Annotated in this window: 24 protein-coding genes; 19 read left to right on the forward strand and 5 right to left on the reverse strand. The window is 74.9% G+C overall.

All coding sequences use genetic code 11. The features are described from left to right. Nucleotides 1-57 precede the first annotated feature (57 nt). The 4 genes from OG370_RS04260 (at nucleotide 58) to bla (ending at nucleotide 4,254) form a co-directional block, all read left to right on the forward strand. A complete protein-coding gene (locus tag OG370_RS04260; RefSeq protein ID WP_328460735.1) occupies nucleotides 58-1,098 on the forward strand; it encodes a YihY/virulence factor BrkB family protein in 1,041 nt (346 codons plus the stop codon). A gap of 334 nt (nucleotides 1,099-1,432) precedes the next feature. Next, a complete protein-coding gene (locus OG370_RS04265) occupies nucleotides 1,433-1,849 on the forward strand; it encodes an SAV_915 family protein (RefSeq protein WP_328460737.1) in 417 nt (138 codons plus the stop codon). A gap of 11 nt (nucleotides 1,850-1,860) precedes the next feature. Then, nucleotides 1,861-3,240 (forward strand): diaminopimelate decarboxylase, encoded by a 1,380-nt coding sequence (gene lysA / locus OG370_RS04270; RefSeq protein WP_328460739.1) that lies wholly within the window; start codon nucleotides 1,861-1,863, stop codon nucleotides 3,238-3,240. A 63-nt stretch (nucleotides 3,241-3,303) separates the two neighbouring features. Next, complete coding sequence (bla, locus tag OG370_RS04275; RefSeq protein ID WP_328460741.1) at nucleotides 3,304-4,254, forward strand: class A beta-lactamase; 951 nt, start codon at nucleotides 3,304-3,306, stop codon at nucleotides 4,252-4,254. Nucleotides 4,255-4,301: 47 nt separating this feature from the next. Here the strand turns inward: bla and OG370_RS04280 are convergent, their stop codons facing one another. Further along, nucleotides 4,302-5,285, reverse strand: coding sequence for an LLM class flavin-dependent oxidoreductase (locus tag OG370_RS04280; protein ID WP_328460743.1), 984 nt, complete (start codon nucleotides 5,283-5,285; stop codon nucleotides 4,302-4,304). A gap of 613 nt (nucleotides 5,286-5,898) precedes the next feature. Between OG370_RS04280 and OG370_RS04285 the strand changes: the two genes are divergently transcribed. Then, nucleotides 5,899-6,693 (forward strand): transglycosylase SLT domain-containing protein, encoded by a 795-nt coding sequence (locus OG370_RS04285; RefSeq protein ID WP_328460744.1) that lies wholly within the window; start codon nucleotides 5,899-5,901, stop codon nucleotides 6,691-6,693. Between the two features lie 164 nt (nucleotides 6,694-6,857). Here OG370_RS04285 and OG370_RS04290 read toward each other — a convergent pair whose 3' ends face one another. Both OG370_RS04290 and OG370_RS04295 read right to left on the reverse strand, forming a co-directional pair. Then, nucleotides 6,858-7,304: a GNAT family N-acetyltransferase gene (locus OG370_RS04290; protein ID WP_328460746.1), complete on the reverse strand. Its 447-nt coding sequence runs from the start codon at nucleotides 7,302-7,304 to the stop codon at nucleotides 6,858-6,860. A 197-nt stretch (nucleotides 7,305-7,501) separates the two neighbouring features. Beyond that, on the reverse strand, nucleotides 7,502-7,687 hold the full coding sequence (locus OG370_RS04295) for a CsbD family protein (protein ID WP_328460748.1): 186 nt from the start codon (nucleotides 7,685-7,687) through the stop codon (nucleotides 7,502-7,504). 145 nt (nucleotides 7,688-7,832) lie between these two features. Here OG370_RS04295 and OG370_RS04300 point away from each other — a divergent pair, with 145 nt between their 5' ends. Beyond that, nucleotides 7,833-8,114 (forward strand): glutaredoxin domain-containing protein, encoded by a 282-nt coding sequence (locus tag OG370_RS04300; protein ID WP_328460750.1) that lies wholly within the window; start codon nucleotides 7,833-7,835, stop codon nucleotides 8,112-8,114. Between the two features lie 39 nt (nucleotides 8,115-8,153). Here the strand turns inward: OG370_RS04300 and OG370_RS04305 are convergent, their stop codons facing one another. Then, entirely contained in the window at nucleotides 8,154-9,053 is a 900-nt protein-coding gene (locus tag OG370_RS04305; RefSeq protein ID WP_328460752.1) for a universal stress protein, read from the reverse strand. A 100-nt stretch (nucleotides 9,054-9,153) separates the two neighbouring features. Continuing rightward, complete coding sequence (locus OG370_RS04310) at nucleotides 9,154-9,837, reverse strand: helix-turn-helix domain-containing protein (protein ID WP_328460754.1); 684 nt, start codon at nucleotides 9,835-9,837, stop codon at nucleotides 9,154-9,156. A gap of 336 nt (nucleotides 9,838-10,173) precedes the next feature. On the opposite strand from OG370_RS04310, the gene OG370_RS04315 reads away from it, so the two are divergent. From OG370_RS04315 to hypF, 13 genes are all read left to right on the forward strand, one after another. After that, a complete protein-coding gene (locus tag OG370_RS04315) occupies nucleotides 10,174-11,211 on the forward strand; it encodes an MDR family NADP-dependent oxidoreductase (RefSeq protein ID WP_328460756.1) in 1,038 nt (345 codons plus the stop codon). 66 nt (nucleotides 11,212-11,277) lie between these two features. Next, nucleotides 11,278-11,886 (forward strand): MerR family transcriptional regulator, encoded by a 609-nt coding sequence (locus OG370_RS41420; protein WP_443060612.1) that lies wholly within the window; start codon nucleotides 11,278-11,280, stop codon nucleotides 11,884-11,886. 697 nt (nucleotides 11,887-12,583) lie between these two features. Continuing rightward, the gene (locus tag OG370_RS04325) at nucleotides 12,584-13,669 is read left to right on the forward strand and encodes a hydrogenase expression protein HypE (protein ID WP_328460758.1); all 1,086 of its coding nucleotides are present in this window, start codon (nucleotides 12,584-12,586) and stop codon (nucleotides 13,667-13,669) included. A gap of 139 nt (nucleotides 13,670-13,808) precedes the next feature. Then, nucleotides 13,809-15,596, forward strand: coding sequence for a nickel-dependent hydrogenase large subunit (locus OG370_RS04330; RefSeq protein ID WP_328460760.1), 1,788 nt, complete (start codon nucleotides 13,809-13,811; stop codon nucleotides 15,594-15,596). Continuing rightward, nucleotides 15,593-16,141 (forward strand): hypothetical protein, encoded by a 549-nt coding sequence (locus OG370_RS04335; RefSeq protein WP_328460762.1) that lies wholly within the window; start codon nucleotides 15,593-15,595, stop codon nucleotides 16,139-16,141. Before OG370_RS04330 ends, OG370_RS04335 begins: the two co-directional genes overlap by 4 nt. A gap of 77 nt (nucleotides 16,142-16,218) precedes the next feature. Further along, complete coding sequence (locus tag OG370_RS04340) at nucleotides 16,219-16,908, forward strand: DUF5947 family protein (protein ID WP_443060844.1); 690 nt, start codon at nucleotides 16,219-16,221, stop codon at nucleotides 16,906-16,908. Further along, entirely contained in the window at nucleotides 16,905-17,630 is a 726-nt protein-coding gene (locus OG370_RS04345; protein ID WP_328460764.1) for a DUF6084 family protein, read from the forward strand. Before OG370_RS04340 ends, OG370_RS04345 begins: the two co-directional genes overlap by 4 nt. After that, nucleotides 17,627-19,096: a hypothetical protein gene (locus OG370_RS04350; RefSeq protein WP_328460766.1), complete on the forward strand. Its 1,470-nt coding sequence runs from the start codon at nucleotides 17,627-17,629 to the stop codon at nucleotides 19,094-19,096. Before OG370_RS04345 ends, OG370_RS04350 begins: the two co-directional genes overlap by 4 nt. Then, nucleotides 19,093-19,722 carry a hydrogenase maturation protease gene (locus tag OG370_RS04355; RefSeq protein WP_328460768.1) on the forward strand — a complete coding sequence of 210 codons (630 nt, stop codon included), beginning with the start codon at nucleotides 19,093-19,095 and terminating at the stop codon, nucleotides 19,720-19,722. The genes OG370_RS04350 and OG370_RS04355 overlap by 4 nt, the downstream gene beginning before the upstream one ends. Further along, nucleotides 19,716-19,820, forward strand: a complete 105-nt coding sequence (locus OG370_RS41425; protein ID WP_402452137.1) for a DUF6893 family small protein — start codon at nucleotides 19,716-19,718, stop codon at nucleotides 19,818-19,820. Before OG370_RS04355 ends, OG370_RS41425 begins: the two co-directional genes overlap by 7 nt. Before the next feature lie 183 nt (nucleotides 19,821-20,003). Then, nucleotides 20,004-20,405: a hydrogenase maturation nickel metallochaperone HypA/HybF gene (locus tag OG370_RS04360; protein WP_328460770.1), complete on the forward strand. Its 402-nt coding sequence runs from the start codon at nucleotides 20,004-20,006 to the stop codon at nucleotides 20,403-20,405. Nucleotides 20,406-20,408: 3 nt separating this feature from the next. Continuing rightward, entirely contained in the window at nucleotides 20,409-21,236 is an 828-nt protein-coding gene (hypB, locus tag OG370_RS04365; RefSeq protein WP_328460772.1) for a hydrogenase nickel incorporation protein HypB, read from the forward strand. Continuing rightward, on the forward strand, nucleotides 21,233-23,593 hold the full coding sequence (gene hypF / locus OG370_RS04370; RefSeq protein ID WP_328460774.1) for a carbamoyltransferase HypF: 2,361 nt from the start codon (nucleotides 21,233-21,235) through the stop codon (nucleotides 23,591-23,593). The genes hypB and hypF overlap by 4 nt, the downstream gene beginning before the upstream one ends. The last annotated feature ends 83 nt before the right edge of the window (nucleotides 23,594-23,676 follow it).

Raw genomic sequence — 23,676 nt, forward strand, 5'->3', positions numbered from 1 at the left:
CCGGAGTCCTGGCGCGCGCGTTGCCGGGGGGACCGCGAGGAAGGCAGCGCACGTTTCATGACCTCGTCGTGGGGGGACCGGCCCGGCCTGGACGCCGAGCCGGCGGAAGTCGCCGAAGTCGCCGAAGTTGCGGAAGTCGCCGAACCGGGCCGGTGGGCGGCTCTGTGGGAACGGGCGACCCTGTCGGGGCGGACCGGTCTGGACGTCCGCAGCCGGCGGGAGGCGCTGGGCCGGGTGCTGGGCGAGCTGCGGGAGGACAACCTCGGCGACCGCGCCGCCGCGATGACCTACTACGCGGTGCTGTCCCTCGTGCCGGCGCTGCTGGTGTTCATCGCCGTGCTCGGCGAGATCGGCCCCTCCGCGACGAACCTCCTCATCCGCGACGTCCGCCACCTCGCCCCCGGCCCCGCCCGCGACCTGCTCACCCACGCGCTCACCCACCTCCAGCAGCAGCACGTCGCCGCGGGCACCGTAGGACTGCTCACCATGCTGTGGTCGGCGTCCGGCTACACCGCCGCGTTCATCCGCGCGATGAACGCCGTCTACGACGTCCCCGAGGGCCGCCCGCTGACGTTCCTCCTCCCGCTGCGGCTCGGCCTCACCGTGCTGGTGCTGGTGCTGATGGCGGTGTTCGCCGCGCTGGCCGTCCTCAGCGGCAGGCTGGCCGGCCGCGTCGGCACCGACCTCGGCGCGGGCCACACCACCACGGCGGTGTGGCAGTGGGGCAGGTGGCCCCTGGCGCTGGCCCTGCTCAGCCTGCTCTTCGCGCTGCTGTACTGGGCGGCCCCCAACGCCCGGCAGCGCTTCCGCTGGGGCACCCTGGGCGGCCTCGTCGCGGTCGTGGTGTGGGTGGTCGCCTCGGTCGGCTTCGAGCTGTACGCCGCCCACTTCGCCTCCTACGACCGCGTCTACGGCAGCCTGGGGGCCGTCATCACCTTCCTGGTCTGGCTGTGGCTGTCCAACCTCGCGATCCTGCTGGGCGCCGAGATCAACGCCGAACTCGACCGGCAGCGCGCCATCGCGGACGGCCACCCCGCCGGCCAGGAGCCGTACATGCCGCTGCGCAGCGCCCACAAGCTCCACAGCGACGCGCTCTGACGGCGCCGCGGCGCGCGGTTCCGGACCGGGTCCGCGACATGGCAACGGCTGCCCCGCGCGGCAGGGCCGACGGCATCCGGCACCGCCTGCGACCGTAGGCGTCGAAGCCGCGCCCGGACCGTGTGAGGAGGGGGCCCGGCCCCGGCCCGAGCCGGCGGGGACGTGGTGCGCGTCCGATCCGCGGGGGTCCGTCAGCGTCGCGTCAGGGGCGCGGCCCGCGGCGTCAAGTCCGCGTCAGCGGGCGGGGTTCCGCCGGGCCGGCGGGCATAGCGTCGACGAGGCGTCCACGGCACGTCGCCCGGACGCGATCGACGCACTGCACCTGGAGGCAACTGTGGCCGCGACCTTGCACCCGGATGACCCCGAGCCCTGCGAACCCTTCCCGGCCGGACCTCTCTTCGTCCCCGTCCGGCCGGGACCCGGAGGCTGCACCGCGCGGTTCTTCCGGACCCCGCTGGGCACCCGCACCTCGGTCGGCTTCACCTCCCCGGAGCGGCTGTCGGCCGCGCTGGGCGCCGGGCAGAGCTGGATCAGGCTCTCCGCGCCGGCGCTGCGGGCGCTCGCCGAACCGCTGGGCGTCGCGGCCCTGACCGTCGACCCGCGGTTCTCGGCACCGGCCCCGGCGGCCCATGCCCCGGCCGCGACACCCACGCCCACGCCCACACTTGCTCCCACGCTCGCGCCCGCTCCCGCGCCCTCGGCGCGCGACTGGGACCCGCGGCACCTCGGTGCCCTGCGGGCGATCGGCTGAGGGGGCACCGCATGCACGCCTCTCCCCCGGCCACCCTGTCCGCGGCGCCCGCCGGCGCCCCCGCGCCCGCGGTGTGGCCCGCCTCCACCCGCCTGTCCGCCACCAGCGGCGAAGGCACCGGCGACGAAGGCAGCGGCGATCGTGACATCACGGTCGGCGGGGTCTCCCTCGTCGAGGCCGCCGACCGGTTCGGCACCCCGCTCTACGTCCTCGACGAGGCCGAGGTCCGCGACCGCTGCCGCGCCTACCGCGCGGCCTTCCCCGACGCCGACATCCTCTACGCGGCGAAGGCGTTCCTGTGCCGCGCCGTCGCCCGGTGGGTGACGGAGGAGGGCCTGGGACTCGACGTGTGCTCGGCCGGCGAACTCGGCCTGGCCTTCGCCGCGGGCGTCCCCGCCGAGCGGATCGTGCTGCACGGCAACGCCAAGAGCCCGGAGGACCTGCACACCGCCGTCCGCCTCGGCGTCGGGCTGATCGTCCTCGACGGCATGTCCGAGATCGCCCGGCTGGCCGCCATCGTGCCGCCCACCGACCGGCAGCAGGTCATGGTGCGGGTCGCGCCGGGCGTCCAGGCCGGCGGCCACCCCGCGGTCCGCACCGGCACGGACGACCAGAAGTTCGGCCTGTCGATCACGGACGGCTCCGCGCAGCACGCCGTCGAACGGATCGTCGGCCGGCCGCGCCTCGAACTCGTCGGCCTGCACTGCCACATCGGCTCGCAGATCCCCGCGGCCGGCCCGTACGTCGCCGCGGTCCGCCGGATGGTCGGGCTGATGGCGCGGATACACCGGCGGCACGGCCTGGAACTGGGCCGGCTGGACATCGGCGGCGGCCACGCCATCGCCTACCGCCCCGGCGAGCAGCCGCTCGACCCACGCGCCCTGGCCGACCGGGTCCGTACCGAACTCGCGGCCGGCTGCGCGCGGGCGGGGCTGCCCGTCCCCCGCCTCACCCTGGAACCCGGGCGCGCCATCGTCGGCCCGGCCGGGGTGGCCGTCTACCGGGTGCTGTCGGTCAAACGGACCCCGGGCCGCACCTTCGTGGCCGTCGACGGCGGCATGGGCGACAACCCCCGGCCGGCGCTGTACGGGGTGCGGTACGCGCCCCGGCTCGTCGGGCGCCGCGCCACCGCGGCGCCGGCCCCGGCCACGGTGGTGGGCCGGCACTGCGAGGCGGGCGACATCCTCGCCGATCGGGTGCCGCTGCCCGGCGACGTCCGCCCGGGCGACCTCGTCGCGGTGCCCGCCGCCGGCGCCTACCACCTCTCCATGGCCTCGGACTACAACCTGGTCGGCCGCCCGCCGGTGATCGCGGTCAGGGACGGCGCGGCGCGGGTGCTCGTACGCCGGGAGTCGCTGGCCGACATGAGCCTGCGGGACGTCGGGCTGTGACACGGGGGCGCGGGGGCCGTGACGTCTTTGACCCGGCCCCCGCGCCCGACCACAGTGGTGGGCATGCGCGACACGGATCACCGGACCTGGCGGGCGGCGGGCGTGCTCGCCGCGGTCGCCGCGCTCCTCGCGGGGTGCGGCGACGGAAGCGGCGGCACCCCGCGGGCGGCACACGCGGCCCCCTCGGGCGCCGCGACCTCCTCCGCGGGCGACGCGCAGGAGGCCGGAGCGCGCCGGTCGTTCGCGGAGCTGGAGCGCCGCTTCCACGCCCACCTCGGCCTGTACGCGCTCGACACCGGGTCGGGCCGCAGCGTCGCGTACCAGGCGGACCGGCGGTTCGCGCACTGCTCGACGATCAAGGTGCTCGCCGCCGGGACACTGCTGAAGCGGGCCGGCGACGCCGAACTCGACCGCGTGGTCACGTACCCGTCGTCGGCCCTGGTGCCGTACTCGCCGATCACGTCGAAGCACGCCGGGCAGGGCAGGGGCATGACGCTGCGGGCGATCATGGCGGCCGCGCTGCGGTACAGCGACAACACCGCGGAGAACCTGATGCTCGACCGGCTCGGCGGCCCCGCCGGGCTGCAGGAGGCGGTACGCGCCATGGGGGACGCGGTCACCCATGTCGACCGGCCCGAGCCGGCGCTCAACGACGCCGTGCCCGGGGACACCCGCGACACCAGCACCGCCCGTGCGCTCGGCACGGATCTGCGGTCCCTGCTGCTCGGCGGCGCGCTGCCGACCGGCCGCCGCGCGCTGCTCACCGACCTGATGGTGCGCAACACCACCGGCGGCCCGTACGTGCGGGCCGGGGCGCCCTCGGGGTGGAAGGTCGCCGACAAGACGGGCAGCGGGGACTACGGCACCCGCAACGACATCGCGGTCCTCTGGCCCCCGCACGGCGCGCCCGTCGTCATCAGCGTGCTGACCGACCGCGGCACCCCCGACGCCGAGTCCGCCGACCCGCTGATCGCGAACGCCACCACCGCCGCCCTCACCGCGCTGGGGCGCTAGACCACGTCCGGCTCCCCCGCGCCCTCACCGCCCCGGGGCGCCAGGGGTCAGTCGAGGGCCGTCAGGGCCGGCGCCAGCTCCTCCAGTGCCGCGACGCCGTCCGTGAACTCCCCGCCGGGCTGGAGCATGAGCACCACGTGGTCCGCGCCGGCGGCGAGGTGGCGGCGGGCGGTGGCCGCGATCGCGTCGGGGTCGCCGTGGCCGACGAGCGCGTCGACCAGTTCGTCGTCCGGCTCCCGGTCGCCGGGTCCCGCGAGGCCGATCTGGGCGGCGATCGCCGCGAAGGAGGGCCGGGCGAGCAGGGCCGCCGCCATCTCCCGGGCCCCCGTCCGCGCCCGCTCCCGGTCCTGGTCCGGCACCACGGTCATCCCGACGACCAGCAGCTTGTCCGGGCCGAGCAGCTGCCGGGTGTACGCCGTGTACTGCGGCGGCACCCCGACCGGCAACGCCCCGTCGGACGCCTCACCGGCCAGGGCCAGCATCTTCGGCCCGTTCGCGCCGACGATCCGGAGGTAGTCCGCGGCGGGCGCGGGCGGCTGGGTCGGGCCGTCCATCCGGTCGAGGTAGTCACGCATCGTGGCCAGCGGGCTGCCGAAGGCGCGGCCGGCGGCCTCCGCCTGCTGCGGGTAGCCGCCCCCGACGCCGAGCACGAACCGCCCGGGGTACGCCTCGGCCAGTTGGGACGCGGCCGCGTGCAGGGTCTGCGGCGACCGGGCCCAGATGTTCGCGATGCTCGTGCCGAGCACCAGCTCCCGGGTGGCGGCGAGCAGCATCGACGCCTGGACCAGGGCGTCCTTGCCGCCGACCACCTCGTTGGTCCACGCGGTGCGGTATCCGGCCTGCTCCAGCCGCCCGGCGCCCGCGCGCTGGACGTCGATGGGCGGCAGGCCGGTGAACGACACCGGGAGCACCGCGCCGACCGGTCCGAGCGCCGCGCGCACCGCGGCGACCAGGCCGGCGCGCCCGCCCGCCCCCGCGGTCTCCCCCTCGGTCCCGGCGCGCTCCGTGCTCTCGGTGCTCTCGTCGCCCATGGCGATCCTTCCTCACAGTCCCGGCGGCGGCCTCGCCGGCCGACGCTTCCCACCCTGGAGAGAGCACACGCCCCGTGTCCAATGATCGTTTCGCAACGCGTCTCGCGGTCCGCGCAACGCCCCAGGCCACCGCGCCCGGCGTCGGCGAAACCGGAAGAACGGCCCTCTTCGGCCGGGGAGCAGGGGAGCCGGGGAGCCGGCCGGCGCGCCCTCGCCACCGCCGTGAGCCCGGCCTCCGAGGCCGCCGCGCACCCGCCCGGTGAAGGTGGCGCTTCGGGGGCCGAGCCCCTGTTACGGCGGCGCGGAACGCCGTTTCTCCGGGTAATGGGCGACCGCCGGAAAAGGGGCCGGAATTCTTCACCGTGCGCGCATATCCGGGTACCTCCCGTGATTGCTGGGTGCCTCCTGTGTGATCCCCTCGGCATGGCCCAGGTCACAAACTAAGCGCGGTAGTACCCGACCCGGCCACGCGACGGCGGCGTCATGCGGATACGCGCGATCGCCTTTCCCGCACCGAACCCAACTACGGAATTGTCCGTAGATGGGGCCTTTGACCGTTGAATCCGGGACCTCTAACAATTCACTGGTCCCCAACGGAAGAGGTAAACCCGCAATGCAGTTCTCCACGGTCACCAAGAAGCTCCCCGGCGTCTCCTCGTTCAACCGGCTGTCGAAGCAGCACAAGATCACTGCTGCCGGCACCACTGCCGCAGCCGCGGTCCTGCTCGCAGTCGTGGGCGTGGAAGCGACCGCCGGGGCTGGAGCGGCGACCGCGGCGAGCGACGCCACCACCGGGTTCAGCGTCTCCGCCGGTCAGCCGGTGAAGCAGATCAGTGCCCTGTCCAGCCTCGCCCCGCAGAAGGCCGTGCCGGCCGCCGCGCAGCAGAAGGTCAACCTGGTCCCGGTCGCCGACAAGAGCGCGACCGACACCGCGCAGAAGGCAGCGGCCGCCAAGGCCGCAGCCGTGAAGAAGGCAGCCGCCGAGAAGGCGACCGCGCAGAAGGCCGCAGCGAAGAAGGCCGCAGCGAAGAAGGCCGCCGCGAAGAAGGCCGCCGCCGCGAAGGCGAAGCCTGCCGCGAAGACCTACGCCAACAACCTGGACGGCTGGATTCGCCAGTCGCTGGACATCATGCACAAGAAGGGCATCCCCGGCACGTACGAGGGCATCCACCGCAACGTCATACGCGAGTCGAGCGGTAACCCGAAGGCGATCAACCTGTGGGACATCAACGCCCGCAACGGCATCCCCTCGAAGGGCCTGCTGCAGGTGATCAACCCGACCTTCAACGCCTACCACGTGTCCGGCACGTCCTGGAACATCTACAACCCGGTCGCCAACATCACCGCGGCCTGCAACTACGCGGCCGACAAGTACGGCTCCATGGACAACGTGAACTCCGCGTACTGACGATGACGCAGTACCGACGATGACGCGCCGACGCCGACAGGCACGCGCATCACGCTCGCTCCACGCACGCACGCTCCGAAGGGCGGCGGACCCCACCGGGTCCGCCGCCCTTCGAGCTGCCCGCGCGCCGGGCGCCGGGCCGCCCGTGGGAGCGCGGGCCGCGGTCACAGCTCTCGCTTGAACCCGTGGTGGCTGCGGACGAACCCGAGCGACTCGTAGAAGCGGTGGGCGTCGGCGCGCCGCGCGTGGCTGGTCAGCTGGACGAGGCCGCAGCCGCGGGCGCGCGCCCGCTCGATCGCCCAGGTCAGCAGTTCACGGCCGAGCCCGGCGCCCCGCAGGTCGGCGCGGATGCGTACCGCCTCGATCAGCGCGCGCTCCTGGCCGCCCCGGGTCAGTCCGGGGACGTAGGTGAGCTGGAGGCAGCCGAGCACCGCCCCGTCGTCCCCTTCGAGCACCGCGATCTCGTTGCGGTCGTCGGTCTCGATCGCCGCGAAGGCCCGCTCGTGGGCGTCGGAGACCTCGACGCCGCCCGGGTCCACAACGCCCTCCTCCCCTATCAGAAGAGCCAGCAGGTCAGGGAGGTCGCGCGCGATCGCGGTACGGAAGGCCATGGCCCTGAGCATGCCAGCCGCGTACCCGATCCGAGCAGCGATTTTCCGCACCGCTCCCCGCCTCCGGCTCCGGCTCCGGCTCCGGCTCCGGCTCCGGCTCCGGCGTGCGTCCCGTGCGGCATACGTACACACGTACACACGCCCGCGCCCCCGCTCCCTGGCGTGGGGGCGGGGGCGCCGCGGCGGGACGGGCAGGCTCAGTCCTTGCCGATGTGCTTCACCGCGTCCTTGAGCTTCTCGCCCGCCTGTCGCACGTCTCCCTTGGCCTGGTCGCCCCGGCCCTGGGCTTCGAGTTCCTCGTCGCCGACCGCCTGCCCGACGGATTCCTTCACCTTGCCCTTGACCTGGTCGGACTTCGCCTTGGCCTTGTCGCTGTCACTCATGGATCACTCCTTCGTCGTCGCAGGTCGCGTGCCCGGGTTGCGTGCCGGTATGCGCGGCGGCGACGCGAACGACGCGTTACCGGGGACCCGTCACCGGTTGGCAGAGACGGCCACCCGCACCGAGTGGTGCCTCTAGGCTTCCGGCATGGCCGAGTATCCCGACGACGGCGTTGTCGTCTACCACCAGCCCACCTGCGTCTTCTGCCTCAAGCTGCTGACGCAACTGCGCTTCACCCGGCTGCGGTACCGGACGGTGAACATCTGGCGCGACCCGGACGCGGCCGCGTTCGTACGACTGGTCGCCGACGGTAACGAGACGGTGCCGACGGTGACGGTCGCCGGGCACGCGATGGTCAACCCATCACGCAAGCAGGTGCTCGCGGCCGTCGCCGAGCACGCGCCGCATCTGCTGGCCGAAGGGCGCTGACCCCCGCCGCGGCCCCCGCCGTCCTTCCCGGTCCCGCGCTCACTCGTGCGGGACCACCGCGACCGGGACCACGGCGTGGTGCAGCACCGAGTGGGACGTCGAGCCGAGGTGGGCCGACAGCCGGGTGCCGCGCGGGCGGCGGCCGATGACCAGCAGGGCGGCGTCCGCCGAGGCGCCGAGCAGGTGGCGGTCGGCGGCGCCGACGATGGTCTCGCCGATGACGTGGACGCGCGGGTACTTCTCGCGCCACGGCGCCAGCGCGTCGGCGAGCGCCCCGGTCTCGTGGGCCTGGAGGGCGGCGCGGGCGTCGGGGTCGGAGTTCGCCGCGCCGAGGCCGTACGGCAGGGGCGCGTTCCAGCCGTGCACGACGCGGAGGGTGGCGGAGCGGCGCGCGGCGGCGTCGAAGGCGAACCCCAGGACGTGGTCGCTGGGCCGGGCCAGGTCCAGGCCGAGCACGACGTCGCCGCCGCCGTCGCCCGACCCGGAAACCTCGGACTCCTCGCCTGCTCCGGATGCCCCGCCCGTCCCCTCTGCCCTGACCAGCACCACCGGCACCGGCGCCTGCCCGACGACGGTGAGCGGGACCGAGCCGAGCAGGAACCCGGCGGTGGCGCTCACCGCGCGCGAGCCCAGCACCAGCAGTGCCGCCTCGTCGGCGGCGGCGAACAGCACCGGCAGCGCCTGCCCGACCACCTGCTCGACGGTGATCTCGGCTGCGGGATGGGCGCGCCGCAGGTCGGCGGCGGCGGTGTAGGGCGACCAGTCCTCGTTCACCGGAGCCGGGTGCGGGTCGGCGGGGGCGGCCAGGCCGGGCGGCGGGGCTGCGGCGTTCACCAGCCGCAGCGGCACCCGCCGCCGTACGGCCTCGCGGGCCGCCCAGTGCGCGGCGGCCAGACTCTCGGGGGAGCCGTCGACTCCGACGGCGACCGTACGGCGCATCGTGTCCGCCTCCTTCAGCGCGACCTTCTCTCCCCTCGCCTACCCGGCGCGGCAGGGGACATGGGTGCGCGGCGGCTCGGGCGCGCCGGAGGACGGCGGGTCACAGCGTGCCGATCCGCCGTCCGCTGACGTGGTCCGGGCGTATCCGCACCCACAGCGGCAGGTGGTCGCCGGCCCACGACTCCGCGGGGTGGCGCTCGTCGAGGCGGTGCGCCACGACCGGGTCGTCGATGTGCTCGGCGATGCCGGTGACCAGGACGCTCCAGCCCTGGCTGACGTGGTCGTCCACCCGGTCCACCTCGAAGGAGACGGCGGCGCCCGCGGCGGGGGCGGCGGCGCTGCCGGGCTCCGTGCGGTAGACGATCGACCGGGTGTCGGCCGGCTGCGCGTCGATCGCGTAGTTGACCGGGAAGACGCCCGGGCTCGGCTCGACCGGCAGCGCGATCCGGCCCACACCACGGCTGCCGAGCCGGTCCCAGCACTCGAGCTCGGTGAGGTGGAGCAGGGCCGGGTGCGCGGCCGGTTCGCCCTGCCCGGGCGGCCCGCCGGTGCGCCCTTCGAGCAGGTCGTCGTAGGACAGGTGGAGCGCGCCCGCGATCCGGACGAAGCCGCCCGGATCGAAGTCCACCCCGGCGCTCAGCAGGTGCTGGAGGTAGCGCGGCGCCATGCCCGCCTGCGTCGCCAGGGCGCCCTCGCTCAGCCCCAACTGGAGCCGGCGCTCGGCCACACGGCGGGCGAGGACCCGCGGATCGGGCTGTGTCACGGGATCGGCGTTGTCATACATGCCAGGTCCTCCCTCCGGCCGGGACGGGCGCGCGGCAGGAGGGAGGACCGCACCCGCGGCTCTTGCCCGGACCTGCCACGCCGGCGCCAGGGCTCACTACCAGCCTGGACCACTTGCCCGGCTTGCGCCATACGGGGGAATCCGCGCGGCTTGACCTTGACGTGCGGGTCAGGGGTTAGCGTTCCGGCGCGCTCGTTGGATTCGTGCGATCACCACGACGCAGGCGGCGTACCGGCGCAGCGACGCACGGCGGCCCCCAGGCGGCCCCACCGGGCGCGACGACGGACCGGCAAGCACGACAAAGCACGGACGAAGCACGACGGAGAGGATCAGGCGATGGCAACGGCAGCAGGCGGCGGTGCGCGCGAGGTGCGGTTGGCGGAGGTGCCGAAGGGGCTGCCCGAGGCGCGGCACTTCACGGTGGCGGAGGGGCCGGTGCCGCGGCCGGGGCCGGGCGAGGTGCTGGTGCGCAACCGCCACTTCGTGGTCTTCGCCGCGCTGCGCACCCTGATGGGCGGCGCGGTCCAGGACACGCCGATGCCGCCGCTACGGGCCGGGGACACGCTCTTCGGCCCGGCGGTCGCGGAGGTGGTGACGGCGCCGGACGGCAGCGCGCTGCGGCCGGGCACCCCGGTGCTGCACATGCTCGGCTGGCGCGAGTACGCTGTGCTGCCCGCGGACCAGTGCGTACGGCTGGACCAGGACGGCGCGCTGCCCGAGCCGGTCCAGTACCTCAACCAGGGCTCCACCGCCTACGGGGCGCTGACCCGGCTCGGCGAGGTGCGCGCCGGCGACACCGTGCTGGTCACCGGGGCGGCGGGGGCGGTGGGCACGCTGGCCGGGCAGATCGCGCGGCAGCTGGGCGCCGGGCGGGTGATCGGCACCACCGGCTCGGCGGAGAAGGCCGAGCGGCTGGTCGCCGAGCTGGGCTACGACGCGGCGGTGCTGCGCGGCGCCGGCCCCGGGTCCTTCGCGCAGCGGCTGGCGGAGGCGGCGCCGGACGGGGTGGACGTCCTGCTCGACAACGTGGGCGGGGAGCAGCTCACGGCGGCCGTGGACGTCGCCCGCAAGGGGGCGCGGTTCGCGCTGGTCGGGGCCCTGTCGGGGCAGCTGGACGCGGACGGCGACGGCGGTGCCGCGCCCACCGTCATCGACAGCTACCGGCTGATCCTGCGAGGCGTGTCGGTGCGCGGCTACGCCGGCATGGAGCACCTGGACGTGGCCCCGGAGTGGACCGCCCGCTTCGGCGCGTGGCTGCGCTCGGGCGGCATCGACTTCCCGCACACCCGGGTCGCGGGCATCGAACGGGCGCCCCAGGCGTTGGAGGACTTGGTACGCGGCCGCCATTTCGGCACGGTGGTCGTGGACGTCTGAGGCAGGGCTGGGGCAGGTCGGGGGCGGGCCGCGGTGGGCGGCTCCCCGGCGGACAGGAGGTCACGCATGCGCACCGGGCGGATTCCCGCGCTCTCGTACGCGGGCGGCGCGGAAACGACGGTCGAGCCGCGGTCCGGGGCCGCCGGGCGGACCGGCGGCTCCGCGCCGCCGCCCGGGCTCGCGGACCCGCGCCGCCGCGCCCGGACCGGAAGCGCGGTCGCCGTCGAGGCCGCCGCGCACCCGGTCCCCGCCCAGGGCGGCCCGGCCGGCGTCGACGGCCGGCGGCCTGGCGAGCCCGCCCTGCTGCGGATCGGGGACGCGGCGGCCGCGGCCGGCACCACACCGCGGGCGCTGCGCTTCTACGAGCAGCGCGGCCTGCTGCCGGCGCCGGGCCGTACGGCGTCGGGGCAGCGGCAGTACGGGCCCGGCGACGTCGCCCGGGTGCGGCTGATCCGCGACCTGCTGGCGGCGGGCTTCACGGTGGCGGACCTGCGCGGGCTGGCGCCCCGGCTGCACCAGCTGGTGGACCGGCCCGCGCCGCGCTGCGTCCCGGAGCCGGGCGGCGTGGTCGCCCGCAGGCTCGCGGCGCTCGACGCGGAGATCGACCGCCTCACGCAGTTGCGCGAACGGCTGACCCTGCGGCTCGCCGGGGAGCCCTCGGACGCCGACGCCTGACGGCCCTCCGTCCGAGCCGGGCGGCTCCCTCCGAGGCCGCGCCCCGCCCCTGAGCCGGGCGGCTCCCGCACCCGAGCCGCGCCGCGCCGCGCCCGCAGAGCGCCGTACGGACCCGCCGTCGCGCGAGCCGCACACCTTCCGCGCCCGCCCGCGCCCGCCTTTGCCCGTACGGCCCCGCCCCTGAGCCGGGCGGCTCCCGCACCCGAACCGCGCCACGCCACGCCCGCAGAGCGCCGTACGGACCCGGCACCACGCGCGAGCCGCACACCTTCCGCGCCCGCCCGCGCCCGTACGGCCCCCGCGCCTCGTACCCGCCCGCCCGCCCGCACGCGCCGCGTCCCGTACGCCTTCCGCGGCCGGCCGGCGACCCCAACTCCTCGGCCGGCCACGGCCGTACACCCTCATGCCCGCCAAGTGGTCCTGTTCGCGGGTCCGCTTTCGTGTGACAGCGCGGCGGCGGCGGACGGGCGCCGCGTGCGGTCGGGCGGAGGATCTCGGGTGAGCGGGTGACGCGTCCGGCACGCCGTGCCGGGTCGCGCTCCGAGGAGGACCGGTGCGCACCCTGCCACCGGCCGCCGACGGCTTTCCGGGGCGCCACCGTAATGGCTGCGCCTGATCGCCCGTGGCCCTCCGGCACACCGCAGGGTGGTGTCTGACATGCGATGTTCCGTCCGTACCTCCCGCAGGAGGAAATCCCATGAGCGCACCGTCGCCGGCCCCGGCCGGCACCTCGCAGGACAGTGACCCGGCCGGCGACGAGTCACCGATCCACATCCTCTGGATCAACGCGGGGCTCAGTTGCGACGGCGACTCGGTCTCGCTGACCGCCGCCACCCAGCCGAGCATCGAGGAGATCGCCCTCAGCGTGCTGCCGGGCCTGCCCAAGATCCAGGTGCACTGGCCGCTGATCGACTTCGAGTGCGGCCCGGTCGGCGGCGCCGACACCTTCATCGAGTGGTTCTTCAAGGGCGAGCGCGGCGAGATCGACCCGTTCGTGCTGGTCGTCGAGGGCTCGATCCCGAACGAGTCGATCAAGGCCGAGGGCTACTGGAGCGGCTTCGGCGACGACCCGGAGACCGGCCAGCCGATCACCACCAGCGAGTGGATCGACCGGCTCGCCCCGAAGGCCCTGGCCGTGGTGGCGATCGGCACCTGCGCCACCTACGGCGGCATCCACGCCATGGCCGGCAACCCGACCGGCGCGATGGGCGTGCCGGACTACCTGGGCTGGGACTGGAAGTCGCACGCGGGCATCCCGATCGTGTGCGTGCCCGGCTGCCCGATCCAGCCGGACAACTTCTCCGAGACGCTGGTGTACCTGCTGCACCAGGCGGCCGGCTCGGCCCCGATGATCCCGCTGGACGACCAGCTGCGGCCCGCCTGGCTCTTCGGCGCGACCGTGCACGAGGGCTGCGACCGGGCCGGCTACTACGAGCAGGGGCAGTTCGCCGCGACGTACGACTCCCCCAAGTGCCTGGTGAAGCTGGGCTGCTGGGGTCCGGTGGTGAAGTGCAACGTGCCCAAGCGCGGCTGGATCAACGGCGTCGGCGGCTGCCCGAACGTCGGCGGCATCTGCATCGCCTGCACGATGCCCGGCTTCCCGGACAAGTTCATGCCCTTCATGGACGAGCCGCCCGGCGGCAAGGTCTCCAGCACGCTCAGCGGCGTGTACGGCTCGGTGATCCGCAGGCTGCGCTCGGTGACCCTGCACACCGTGGACCAGGAGCCCAAGTGGCGGCACCCCGAGGCGGAGTTGACCACGGGCTACCGCCCGCCGTGGTGACCGGCGCCCGGCCCGCGGCGGCCGGTGGCCGGCCGCCGCGCACCCCCGGCTCCGGCTCCGGCTCCCGCAGCTCACCCAGCTCCCCCAGTTCCCCCGACTCCCCTGAACGACTCGCACGACGAAGGGCACGGCAGAGACGATGAGTTCACCGACGACGAAGGCGGCCGGCGACGGCAGCGGTCTGGTGGAGATGGCCTGGGACCCGATCACCCGGATCGTGGGCAGCCTGGGCATCCACACGAAGATCGACTTCAAGCAGAAGAAGGTCGCCGAGTGCTACAGCACCTCGTCGGTCTTCCGCGGCTACAGCGTCTTCATGCGCGGCAAGGACCCGCGCGACGCGCACTTCATCACCAGCCGGATCTGCGGGATCTGCGGCGACAACCACGCGACCTGCTCGGTGTACGCGCAGAACATGGCGTACGGCGTGAAGCCCCCGCACCTGGCCGAGTGGATCATCAACCTCGGCGAGTCCGCGGAGTACATGTTCGACCACAACATCTTCCAGGAGAACCTGGTCGGGGTCGACTACTGCGAGCGGATGGTCCGCGAGACCAACCCGGGCGTGCTGGAGCTGGCCGAGCGCACCGAGGCGCCGCACGCCGGCGAGCACGGCTACAAGACGATCGCGGACATCATGCGCTCGCTCAACCCGATCGAGGGCGAGTTCTACCGCGAGGCGCTCCAGGTCAGCCGCTACACGCGGGAGATGTTCTGCCTGATGGAGGGGCGCCATGTGCACCCCTCCACGCTCTACCCGGGCGGTGTCGGCACCGTCGCGTCGGTGCAGCTGTTCACCGACTACCTCAGCCGCCTGATGCGCTACGTCGAGTTCATGAAGCGCGTGGTGCCGCTCCACGACGACCTGTTCGACTTCTTCTACGAGGCGCTGCCCGGCTACGAGGAGGTCGGCCGGCGCCGGGTGCTGCTCGGCTGCTGGGGCGCGCTCAACGACCCCGAGTACTGCGACTTCACCTACCGCAACATGACCGACTGGGGCCGGCGGATGTTCGTCACCCCGGGCGTGATCGTGGACGGCAAGCTCGTCACCAACGACCTCACCGAGATCAACCTCGGCATCCGCATCCTGCTGGGCAGTTCGTACTACGAGGACTGGGCGGGCAAGGAGCAGTTCGTCACGCACGACCCGCTCGGCAACCCCGTCGACCCGCGGCACCCGTGGAACCAGCACACCATCCCGCAGCCGCAGAAGCGCAACTTCGACGACAAGTACAGCTGGGTGATGTCGCCGCGCTGGTTCGACGGCAAGGAACACCTGGCGCTGGACACCGGCGGCGGCCCGATCGCCCGGCTGTGGTCCACGGCGCTGTCCGGCCTGGTCGACATCGGCTACGTGCAGGCGACCGGCCACAGCGTGAAGATCAACCTGCCGCGGACCATGACGAAGCCGGAGACGAGCTTCGAGTGGAAGATCCCGAAGTGGTCCAACGCGCTGGAGCGCAACCGCGCCCGCACCTACTTCCAGGCGTACGCCGCCGCGGTCGCGCTGCACTTCGCGGAGAAGGGCCTGGCCGAGGTGCGGGCCGGGCGCAGCCAGACCTGGGAGAAGTTCGAGGTGCCGGACGAGGGTCTGGGCTGCGGCTTCACCGAGGCGGTGCGCGGTGTGCTGTCGCACCACATGGTGATCCGCGACGGCAAGATCGCCAACTACCACCCGTACCCGCCGACCCCGTGGAACGCCAGCACCCGTGACACGTACGGCACGCCGGGCCCGTACGAGGACGCGGTGCAGAACACGCCGATCTTCGAGGAGAACTCTCCGGAGAACTTCAAGGGCATCGACATCATGCGGGCGGTGCGCAGCTTCGACCCGTGCCTGCCGTGCGGGGTGCACATGTACGTCGGCGGCGGCAAGACCGTCGAGCAGATGCACGTGCCGACCGGGCTGAGCGGGATGGGCGGATGACCGCGGCGGTGGCGCCGCCCGACGCCGAACTGGCCGGGCGGCGGGTCGAGGAGGTGCTCGACAAGCTGGCCGCGTCCGGCGACCGGGCGGCGTGCGCGGCGGCCGAGGAGCTTGTGCGGGCGCTGATGGACTTCTACGGCGCCGGGCTCGCCCGGGTGCTGGCGCTGCTCGGGCAGACCGAGCCGAAGGCGCTGGAGCGGCTGCTGCGCGACGAGCCGGTGTCGGCGATGCTCGTGCTGCACGACCTGCACCCGGAGCCGCTGGAGGAGCGGATCGCCCGCGCGCTGGCGGGGGTGCCGGGCAAGCCGGTGGAGCTGATCGGCTTCGACGCGGCGACCGGGGTGCTGCGGGTGCGGGCCGCCGAGTCCGGCGGCTGCGGGTGTGGCGGTGGCGACGACGGCGACGCGCTGCGTACGTCGGTCGAGGACGCGCTGGCGTGCTTCACGAGCGAGGTCCGCGCGGTGGAGGTCGAGTCGCCCGGCGGCGCGGCCGAGCCGGTGCTGCTCCAGATCACCCGGCGGCCGCAAGCGGCGGGGGCGTCGTGAGCGCACCGACCGGCCAGGGCCCGGGCACGGTTCCCGGCCTCGGCTCCGGCACCGGCTCCGGCCCCCTGCTGACCGGGCTGCGGCGGTTCGCCGCGGCCGCCCGGGCCGAGCGGGAGCGGCCGGAGCGGTGCGAGCTGTGCGGGGTGGACGTGGCGCCGGGCGCCCACCGGCACCTGGTCGACACCGAGAAGCGGGCGCTGGCCTGCGCGTGCGTGGCGTGCGCGCTGCTCTTCGACAGCCGGGGCGCGGCCGGCGGCCGGTTCCGGGCCGTACCCGACCGGTACCTCGCCGACCCCGGGCACGTGTGGGACGACGGCGTCTGGGAGCGGCTGCAGATCCCGGTCGGGGTGGCGTTCTTCTTCCGGAACGCCGCGCTGGACCGGCTGGTGGCGCAGTACCCGAGCCCGGCCGGCGCGACCGAGAGCGAGCTGGACCCGGACACCTGGCAGGACGTGCTGGCCGGCAGCCGGCTGGCGCAGGTGCTCGAACCCGACGTGGAGGCGCTGCTGGTGCGCCGGGCCGAGGGCCGGTACGCGTGCTTCCTGGTGCCGATCGACATCTGCTACGAGCTGGTCGGGCGGATGCGGCTGCGCTGGCAGGGCTTCGACGGGGGCGCGGAGGCGCGCGCGGACCTGGAGCGGTTCTTCGCCGAGGTCGCCCGCCGGGCCAGGCCGGTGCCCGCGGAGGGACGGCCCGAACCGGAGGACGCGCCGGGAACGGGGACCGTACCGGGGTCCGGGGCGGCGGCCGGGGGCGTGCGGCCGTGACGGAGTTCTCGTTCTCGTGCGAGGCGGTGCGCGCCGACCCGTACGCCGCCGGGCCCACCCTGGTCTACCGGCTGCGGCTGACCGCGACGCCTGGCGTGCGGGTGCACGCGATGGCGTTGCGCTGCCAGATCCGGATCGAACCCGCCCGCCGCGGCTACGCGGACGCGGAGGCGGAGGGCCTGGCCGACCTGTTCGGCGAGCGGTCCCGGTGGGGCGGCAGCATGCTGCCGGTGCAGTTCGCGCAGGTCTCGCTGATGGTGCCCGGCTTCACCGGCGAGACGGAGGTCGACCTGCCGGTGCCGTGCACGTACGACCTGGACATCGCGGCGACGCGGTACTTCCACGCCCTTCAGGAGGGCGAGGTGCCGCTGCTGATGCTCTTCTCCGGCACCGCGTTCACCGGGCCCGGCGGCTACCAGGTGGAGCCGGTGCCGTGGGACCGCGAGGCGCCTTTCCGGATGCCGGTCGCGGTGTGGCGGGCGATGGTCGAGCAGCACTTCCCCGGCTGCGGCTGGCTGAGGCTGCCCCGCGACACGATGGACGCCCTGCTCGCCTACCGCTCCGAGCGGGCACTGCCGTCCTGGGACGCGACGGTACGGGCGCTGCTCGCCGCCGACCGGCCCGCCGAGGGGGCCCGCCCGGACCTGCCCCGCCCCTCCGCGTTCGCCCCGTTCACCCCGGCCGAGCCGGCCCCGCCCTCCCCCGACAGGACCGCCACGTGACCGTCTCCGCTCCCCCGGCCGACTTCGACAGCCGCTTCGCCGCGGCCCGCAAGGTCGCCGACGCCGTGCTCTTCGAGGGCTACGTCCTGTACCCGTACCGCGCCTCGGCGGCGAAGAACCGGCTGCGCTGGCAGTTCGGCGTCCTGGTGCCGCCCGCCTGGGGAGCCGACAGCGGCGAGCACGCCTTCCAGCGCACCCAGTGCCTGATGGAACCCCGGGCGGAGGCGGCGCTGCTGGTGGAACTGCGGTTCCTGCACGCGCAGCGCCGGGTGGTCCAGGAACTCCGCGTCGACGGGTCCTATGCGACGGTCCCCCGACTCGATCTGCCCGACCGGGTGTTGACGCCCTGGGACGAAGGCGTGGAGGAGCGCGTCCAGTTCAGCGTGCCGGTGAGCGAACTCGGCGGCGAGGAAAGGGAGTTCGCCTTCTCCCGTCCGGCGCGCGAGGAGACCGAGGACGTCCGCGACCAGGCCGGGCGGCATGTCGGGCTGCTGCTGCGCCGCCGCGAAGAGGTGCGCGGGGTGGTCCGGTTGGCCGCGGAGGACCTGCCCGGGCCGTACGCGGTCCGGCGGCTGACCGCGGTGGTGGAGAACACCGGCGGCTGGGCGCCCGGGCCGCAGGGCGCGGACCGGGCGGAGGCGCTGCCGCACGCGCTGGTCTCCGCGCACCTGGTGCTCGGCCTGAGCGCGGGGTCGTTCCTGTCGATGGCCGACCCGCCGGAGTGGGCGAAGGAGGCCACCGCGCGGTGCGCGAACCTGCGCACCTGGCCGGTGCTGGCCGGCGCCGACGGGGGCCGGGACGTGGTGCTGTCCGCCCCGATCATCCTGGAGGACCACCCGGCCATCGCCCCCGAGAGCCCCGGCGCGCTCTACGACGCGCTGGAGATCGACGAGATCCTGGCGTTGCGCACCTCCGCCCTGACCGAGCAGGAGAAGCGGGAGGCGCGCGGCACGGACGCACGCGCCGCCGAGGTGATCGACCTCGCCGACACGATGCCGCCGGAGGTGCTGGAGCGGCTGCACGGCGCGGTGCGGTCGCTGCGCGAGATCACCGGCCCGCCCGCCCCCTCCCGGCCCGCCACGCCGTCCGGCACGCCCTCCGACCTGGCCTCCGACCTGGACATCTCGCCGGACTCGCTGGACGCCCTGATGGACCCGGGCAAGCCCTGGTGGGACCCGGAGAGCGACCGCACCGTGGACCCGGCCACCGACCGCGTGGTGATCGACGGCAAGGACGTGGGCGCGGGCAGCCGGGTGCGGCTGCGCCCGGGGCTTCGCCGCTCCGATGCCCAGGACCTCTTCCTGCTCGGCTGCGACGCCCACGTGGAGGCGGTGCTGCACGACGTCGACGGCGGCGTGCACCTGGCCGTCACCGTCGAGGGCGACCCGGGCGCCGACATCCGGCGCGAGCAGGGCCGGTTCCTGTACTTCCAGCCCGACGAGGTCACCCCGCTGGAGGACGCGTGAGCACCGCCCGCACGTCCCGCACCCTGGTCGCCGGGGTCGGGAACATCTTCCTCGGCGACGACGGCTTCGGCGTGGAGACCGTACGCCGGCTGACCGCCGAGGGGCCGCTGCCCGACCACGTGGAGGCCGTCGACGTCGGCGTGCGCGGGGTCCACCTGGCGTACCAACTCCTCGACGGATACGACACGTTCGTGCTCGTGGACGCCACCGCCCGGGGCGGGGTGCCCGGCACCGTCTACCTGATCGAGGCGGGCCTTCCCGGCGGCGGCCCGGGCGCCGCCGGGACGGAGGCGGTGCCGGTGCCCCTCGACGGGCACCGCATGTCCCCGGACGCGGTGCTCGCCCTGCTGGGCACCCTGTGCGCGGGCACCGGCGGCACCCCGCCCCGCCGCATCCTCGTCGTCGGCTGCGAGCCCGCGGACGTCGAGGAGGGCATCGGGCTCAGCCCTCCCGTCGAGGCGGCCGTACCCGAGGCCGTACGCCTGGTGCGCCGGCTGCTCGACGAGAGCGGCGCCGCACCGGGGCACGACGCGGCGCACCGGCCGCACACCGCACCGCATGACCCACCGAGGGACCCATCGCTTGACCAGGGGGCCATCCAGGAGAGGAAGACATCACCATGTTGATGAAGATCACCCTTGCCGGCACCGCGGCCGCCTTCGGCGCGCTGCTCGCGGTGAACCTGCCCGACATCCGCCGCTACCTGCGGATGCGCGCGATGTGAACCGCAGTTGACGGCGCTCTGGACCGAACGAGTCCTTGCGCGGCGGCCCGGCGGCGCGCCGATACCGCGCCGCCGGGCCGCCGCCGTGTAATGAAGCCGGCGGCGCACCCCACGACGTGCACCGCGCACCGTCATTCGTGAACCGCGACCGTGAACCGTGAACCGCCGGACGGGAAGAGGACGATGCACGAGATGTCCATCGCGCTGGCGGTCGTCGGCCAGGTGGAGGACGCCGCGCTCGCCGCCGGCGCCACCGCCGTCAGGACCGTACGGCTGCGGGTGGGCGAACTCGCGGGCGTCGTACCGGACTCGCTCCAGTTCTGCTTCGAACTCGCCTGTTCCGGCACGGTCCTGGAGGGCGCGCGGCTGGAGACCGAATCGGTGGCCGGCCGGGCCCGCTGCGCGCCGTGCGGGGACCAGTGGCCGGTCGGGATGCCGCCGGACCTGTGCTGCCCGGCCTGTGGCACGCCGGCCGCCGAACTGCTGGCCGGGCGCGAACTGCTGATCGCCGGGGTGCGGTGGGACGACCCGCCGGCACCCGCCGCCGCGGGCCGCGTACACCGGCCCCACCTTGAGGAGCGCTGAACCATGTGCCGTGCGATCGACCTCCAGCAGGCGGTACTCGCCAAGAACGACGGCTGCGCGCAGCGGTTGCGGGCCGATCTCGCGGTCCGCGGCACCACCGTGGTCAACCTGCTGTCCAGCCCCGGCAGCGGCAAGACCGCGCTGCTGGAGGCGGAGTTGGCGCTGGCCCGGGAGCGCGCGGTGCCGGTCGCCGCGCTCACCGCGGATCTCGCGACGGAGAACGACGCGCTGCGGCTGGCCCGTTCGGGCGCCCCGGTCAAGCAGGTGCTCACCGACGGGCTGTGCCACCTGGAGGCGCGGATGCTCGGCGGCCATCTCGACGGCTGGCTGCCCGACGGCACCCGGCTGCTGTTCGTGGAGAACGTCGGCAACCTCGTCTGCCCGGCGTCCTACGACCTCGGGGAGACGCTGCGGGTGGTGCTCGCGTCCGTCACCGAGGGCGAGGACAAGCCGCTGAAGTACCCGACGGCGTTCGGGCTCGCGCATCTGGTGATCGTCACCAAGACCGACATCGCCGACGCGGTCGGCTTCGACGAGGCCGCGTTCCGGGCGAACGTCCAGCAGGTCAACCCGGGGGTCGAGGTGGTGCTGACCGCCGCCCGCACCGGCAGCGGCGTCGGCGCCCTGCTGGACCGCGCGCTGGCGGCGGCCGGCGGCGCCCCCGTGCACGCGCCGGTCATGGCGTCCCAGCCGCTGCCGGGCCACCACCACGGCGACGACGAGGCGGCGCAGCCGCACGAACACGGCGACCCCCACGAACACGGCGACCCGCTCGGCTCGCTCGCGCCCGCCGCCGGCCGGCCGCAGCCCGCGGGCGGGCCCCGGTCATGACCGCCCCCACGGCCGACGGCACCGTGGCGGCGGCCGATCCGGTGGTCCGCCGCCGGGTCACGGTCCGCGGGGTCGTGCAGGGCGTCGGCTTCCGCCCCTTCGTCTACGCGCTGGCGGGCCGGCTGGGGCTGGCCGGCCACGTCACGAACACCGGCGAGGGCGTCGTCGCGGAGGTGGAGGGCCCGGCCGCGGACGTCGCGGCGTTCTGCGCGCGGGTCGCGGCCGAGGCGCCGCCGCTGGCCGCGGTGGAGTCCGTCGAGCAGTGCGCGCTGGCGGTGACCGGCCGGCCCGGGTTCGCGATCACCGCGTCCCGGGACGGCGGCGCGGCCCGCACCCTGGTCTCCCCGGACATCGCGACCTGCGCGGAGTGCCTGGCCGAACTGGCCGACCCCGCCGACCGCAGATACCGCCACCCGTTCATCGTCTGCACCAACTGCGGGCCGCGCTTCACCGTGGTCACCGGCCTGCCGTACGACCGCGCGCACACCACGATGGCGGGTTTCCCGATGTGCGGGGCGTGCCGGGCGCAGTACACCGACCCGGCCGACCGGCGCTTCCACGCCCAGCCGGTGGCCTGCCACGACTGCGGGCCGCGGCTGCGGCTGATCCGCCGGACGGGCCGGTCGGGCGGGGCGGACCCGGTGGCCGAGGCCCGTGCGCTGCTGGCCGCCGGGGCGATCCTGGCCGTGAAGGGGCTGGGCGGCTACCACCTGGCGTGCGACGCGGCGAACCCGGGCGCGGTGGCGCTGCTGCGGTCCCGCAAGGCGCGCGGCCGCAAGCCGTTCGCGGTGATGGCCCGGGACCTGGCCGGCGTCGAACCGCTGGCGCACGTAGGGGCGTTGGAGGCCGAACTGCTCACCGGGCCGCTGCGGCCCGTGGTGTTGCTGCGGCGGCGGCCGGGCGTGCCGGTCTGCGACGACGTGGCGCCCGGAAGCCCCGACCTGGGCGTGATGCTCCCGTACACGCCGCTGCACCATCTGCTGCTGGGGCTGCCGGGTGATCCGCCGGGCCCCCGGCTGCTGGTGATGACCAGCGGCAACGTGTCCGGGGAGCCGATCGTCACCGGCGACGCCGAGGCGCGGGAGCGGCTGGCGGCGCTGGCCGACGCGTGGTTGACCCACGACCGGCCGATCCAGGTGCCGTGCGACGACTCGGTGGTGCGGGTGTGCGACGGGGAACCGGTGGTGCTGCGGCGATCGCGCGGGTACGCCCCGCTGCCGGTCGCGCTGCCGGTGCCGGTGCGGCCCGCGCTGGCCGTCGGCGGGGATCTGAAGAACGCGTTCTGCCTCGGCGAGGGCCGCAAGGCGTGGCTGTCGGCGCACATCGGCGACATGGACGACCTCGCCACGCAGCGCGCCTTCGTCCGGGCGCAGGGACAGTTGGAGTCGATCACGTCGGTGCGGCCCGAACTGCTGGCCGCCGACCGGCATCCGCGCTACCGCTCCGGGCAGTGGGCCGAACGTGCCGCCGGAGCAAGGCCGTTGGTACGTGTGCAGCACCACCACGCGCATGTCGCGGCCGCGATGGCCGAGCACCGCTTGGACGGCACCCGGCCGGTGATCGGGGTGGCCTTCGACGGGACCGGGTACGGCGACGACGGCGCGGTGTGGGGCGGGGAGGTGCTGCTCGCCGACTACGACGGCCACCGCCGCTTCGGGCGGCTCGGCTACGTCCCGCTGCCGGGCGGCGACGCGACGGTCCGGCGCCCGTACCGGATGGCGCTGGCCCACCTGCGGGCCGCCGGGCTGCCCTGGGACGACGACCTGCCGTGCACGGCGGCCTGCCCGATTGACGAACTGCGGCTGCTGGAACGGCAGTTGGAGTTGGGGTTGAACTGCGTGCCGACGTCCAGCATGGGCCGGCTCTTCGACGCGGTGGCCTCGCTGGCCGGGGTGTGCCATCTGGCCGGCTACGAGGCGCAGGCCGCCGTCGAGTTGGAGGGCGCGGCCACGGGCGCGCCCCTGGCCGACGACGGGCCCGGGTACGCGTTCGCGCTGCGGCCGGAGAGCGATCCGGGTGCGGGCGCCGAACTGGTCGCGGACCCGGGGCCGTTGCTCGCCGCGGTCGCCGCCGACGTGCGCGCCGGCAGCCCGGCGGCGTTCGTCGCGGCCCGCTTCCACCGGGCGGTGGCCGGCCTGGTGGCCGCCTGGTGCGCGGCCGCCCGCGAGCGGCACGGCCTGACGACGGTCGCGCTGACCGGCGGGGTGTTCGCGAACGTGCTGCTGTCGTCGGCGTGTGCCGCGGCGCTGCGCGCGGACGGCTTCACCGTGCTGAGACACCATCAGGTACCGCCCAACGACGGTGGGTTGGCGCTCGGCCAGCTGATGGTGGCCGCGCGGGTGGCGGCCTCCCCGTGACGGCCGCGGGCCGAACACGCCGTACGGCACCGCGGCCCCGGACCGGTCGAAGCACCAATCCCACCGAACTCACCGCATTCCCC

It is taken from the genome of Streptomyces sp. NBC_00448, assembly GCF_036014115.1.
Taxonomy (GTDB): Bacteria; Actinomycetota; Actinomycetes; order Streptomycetales; family Streptomycetaceae; genus Actinacidiphila.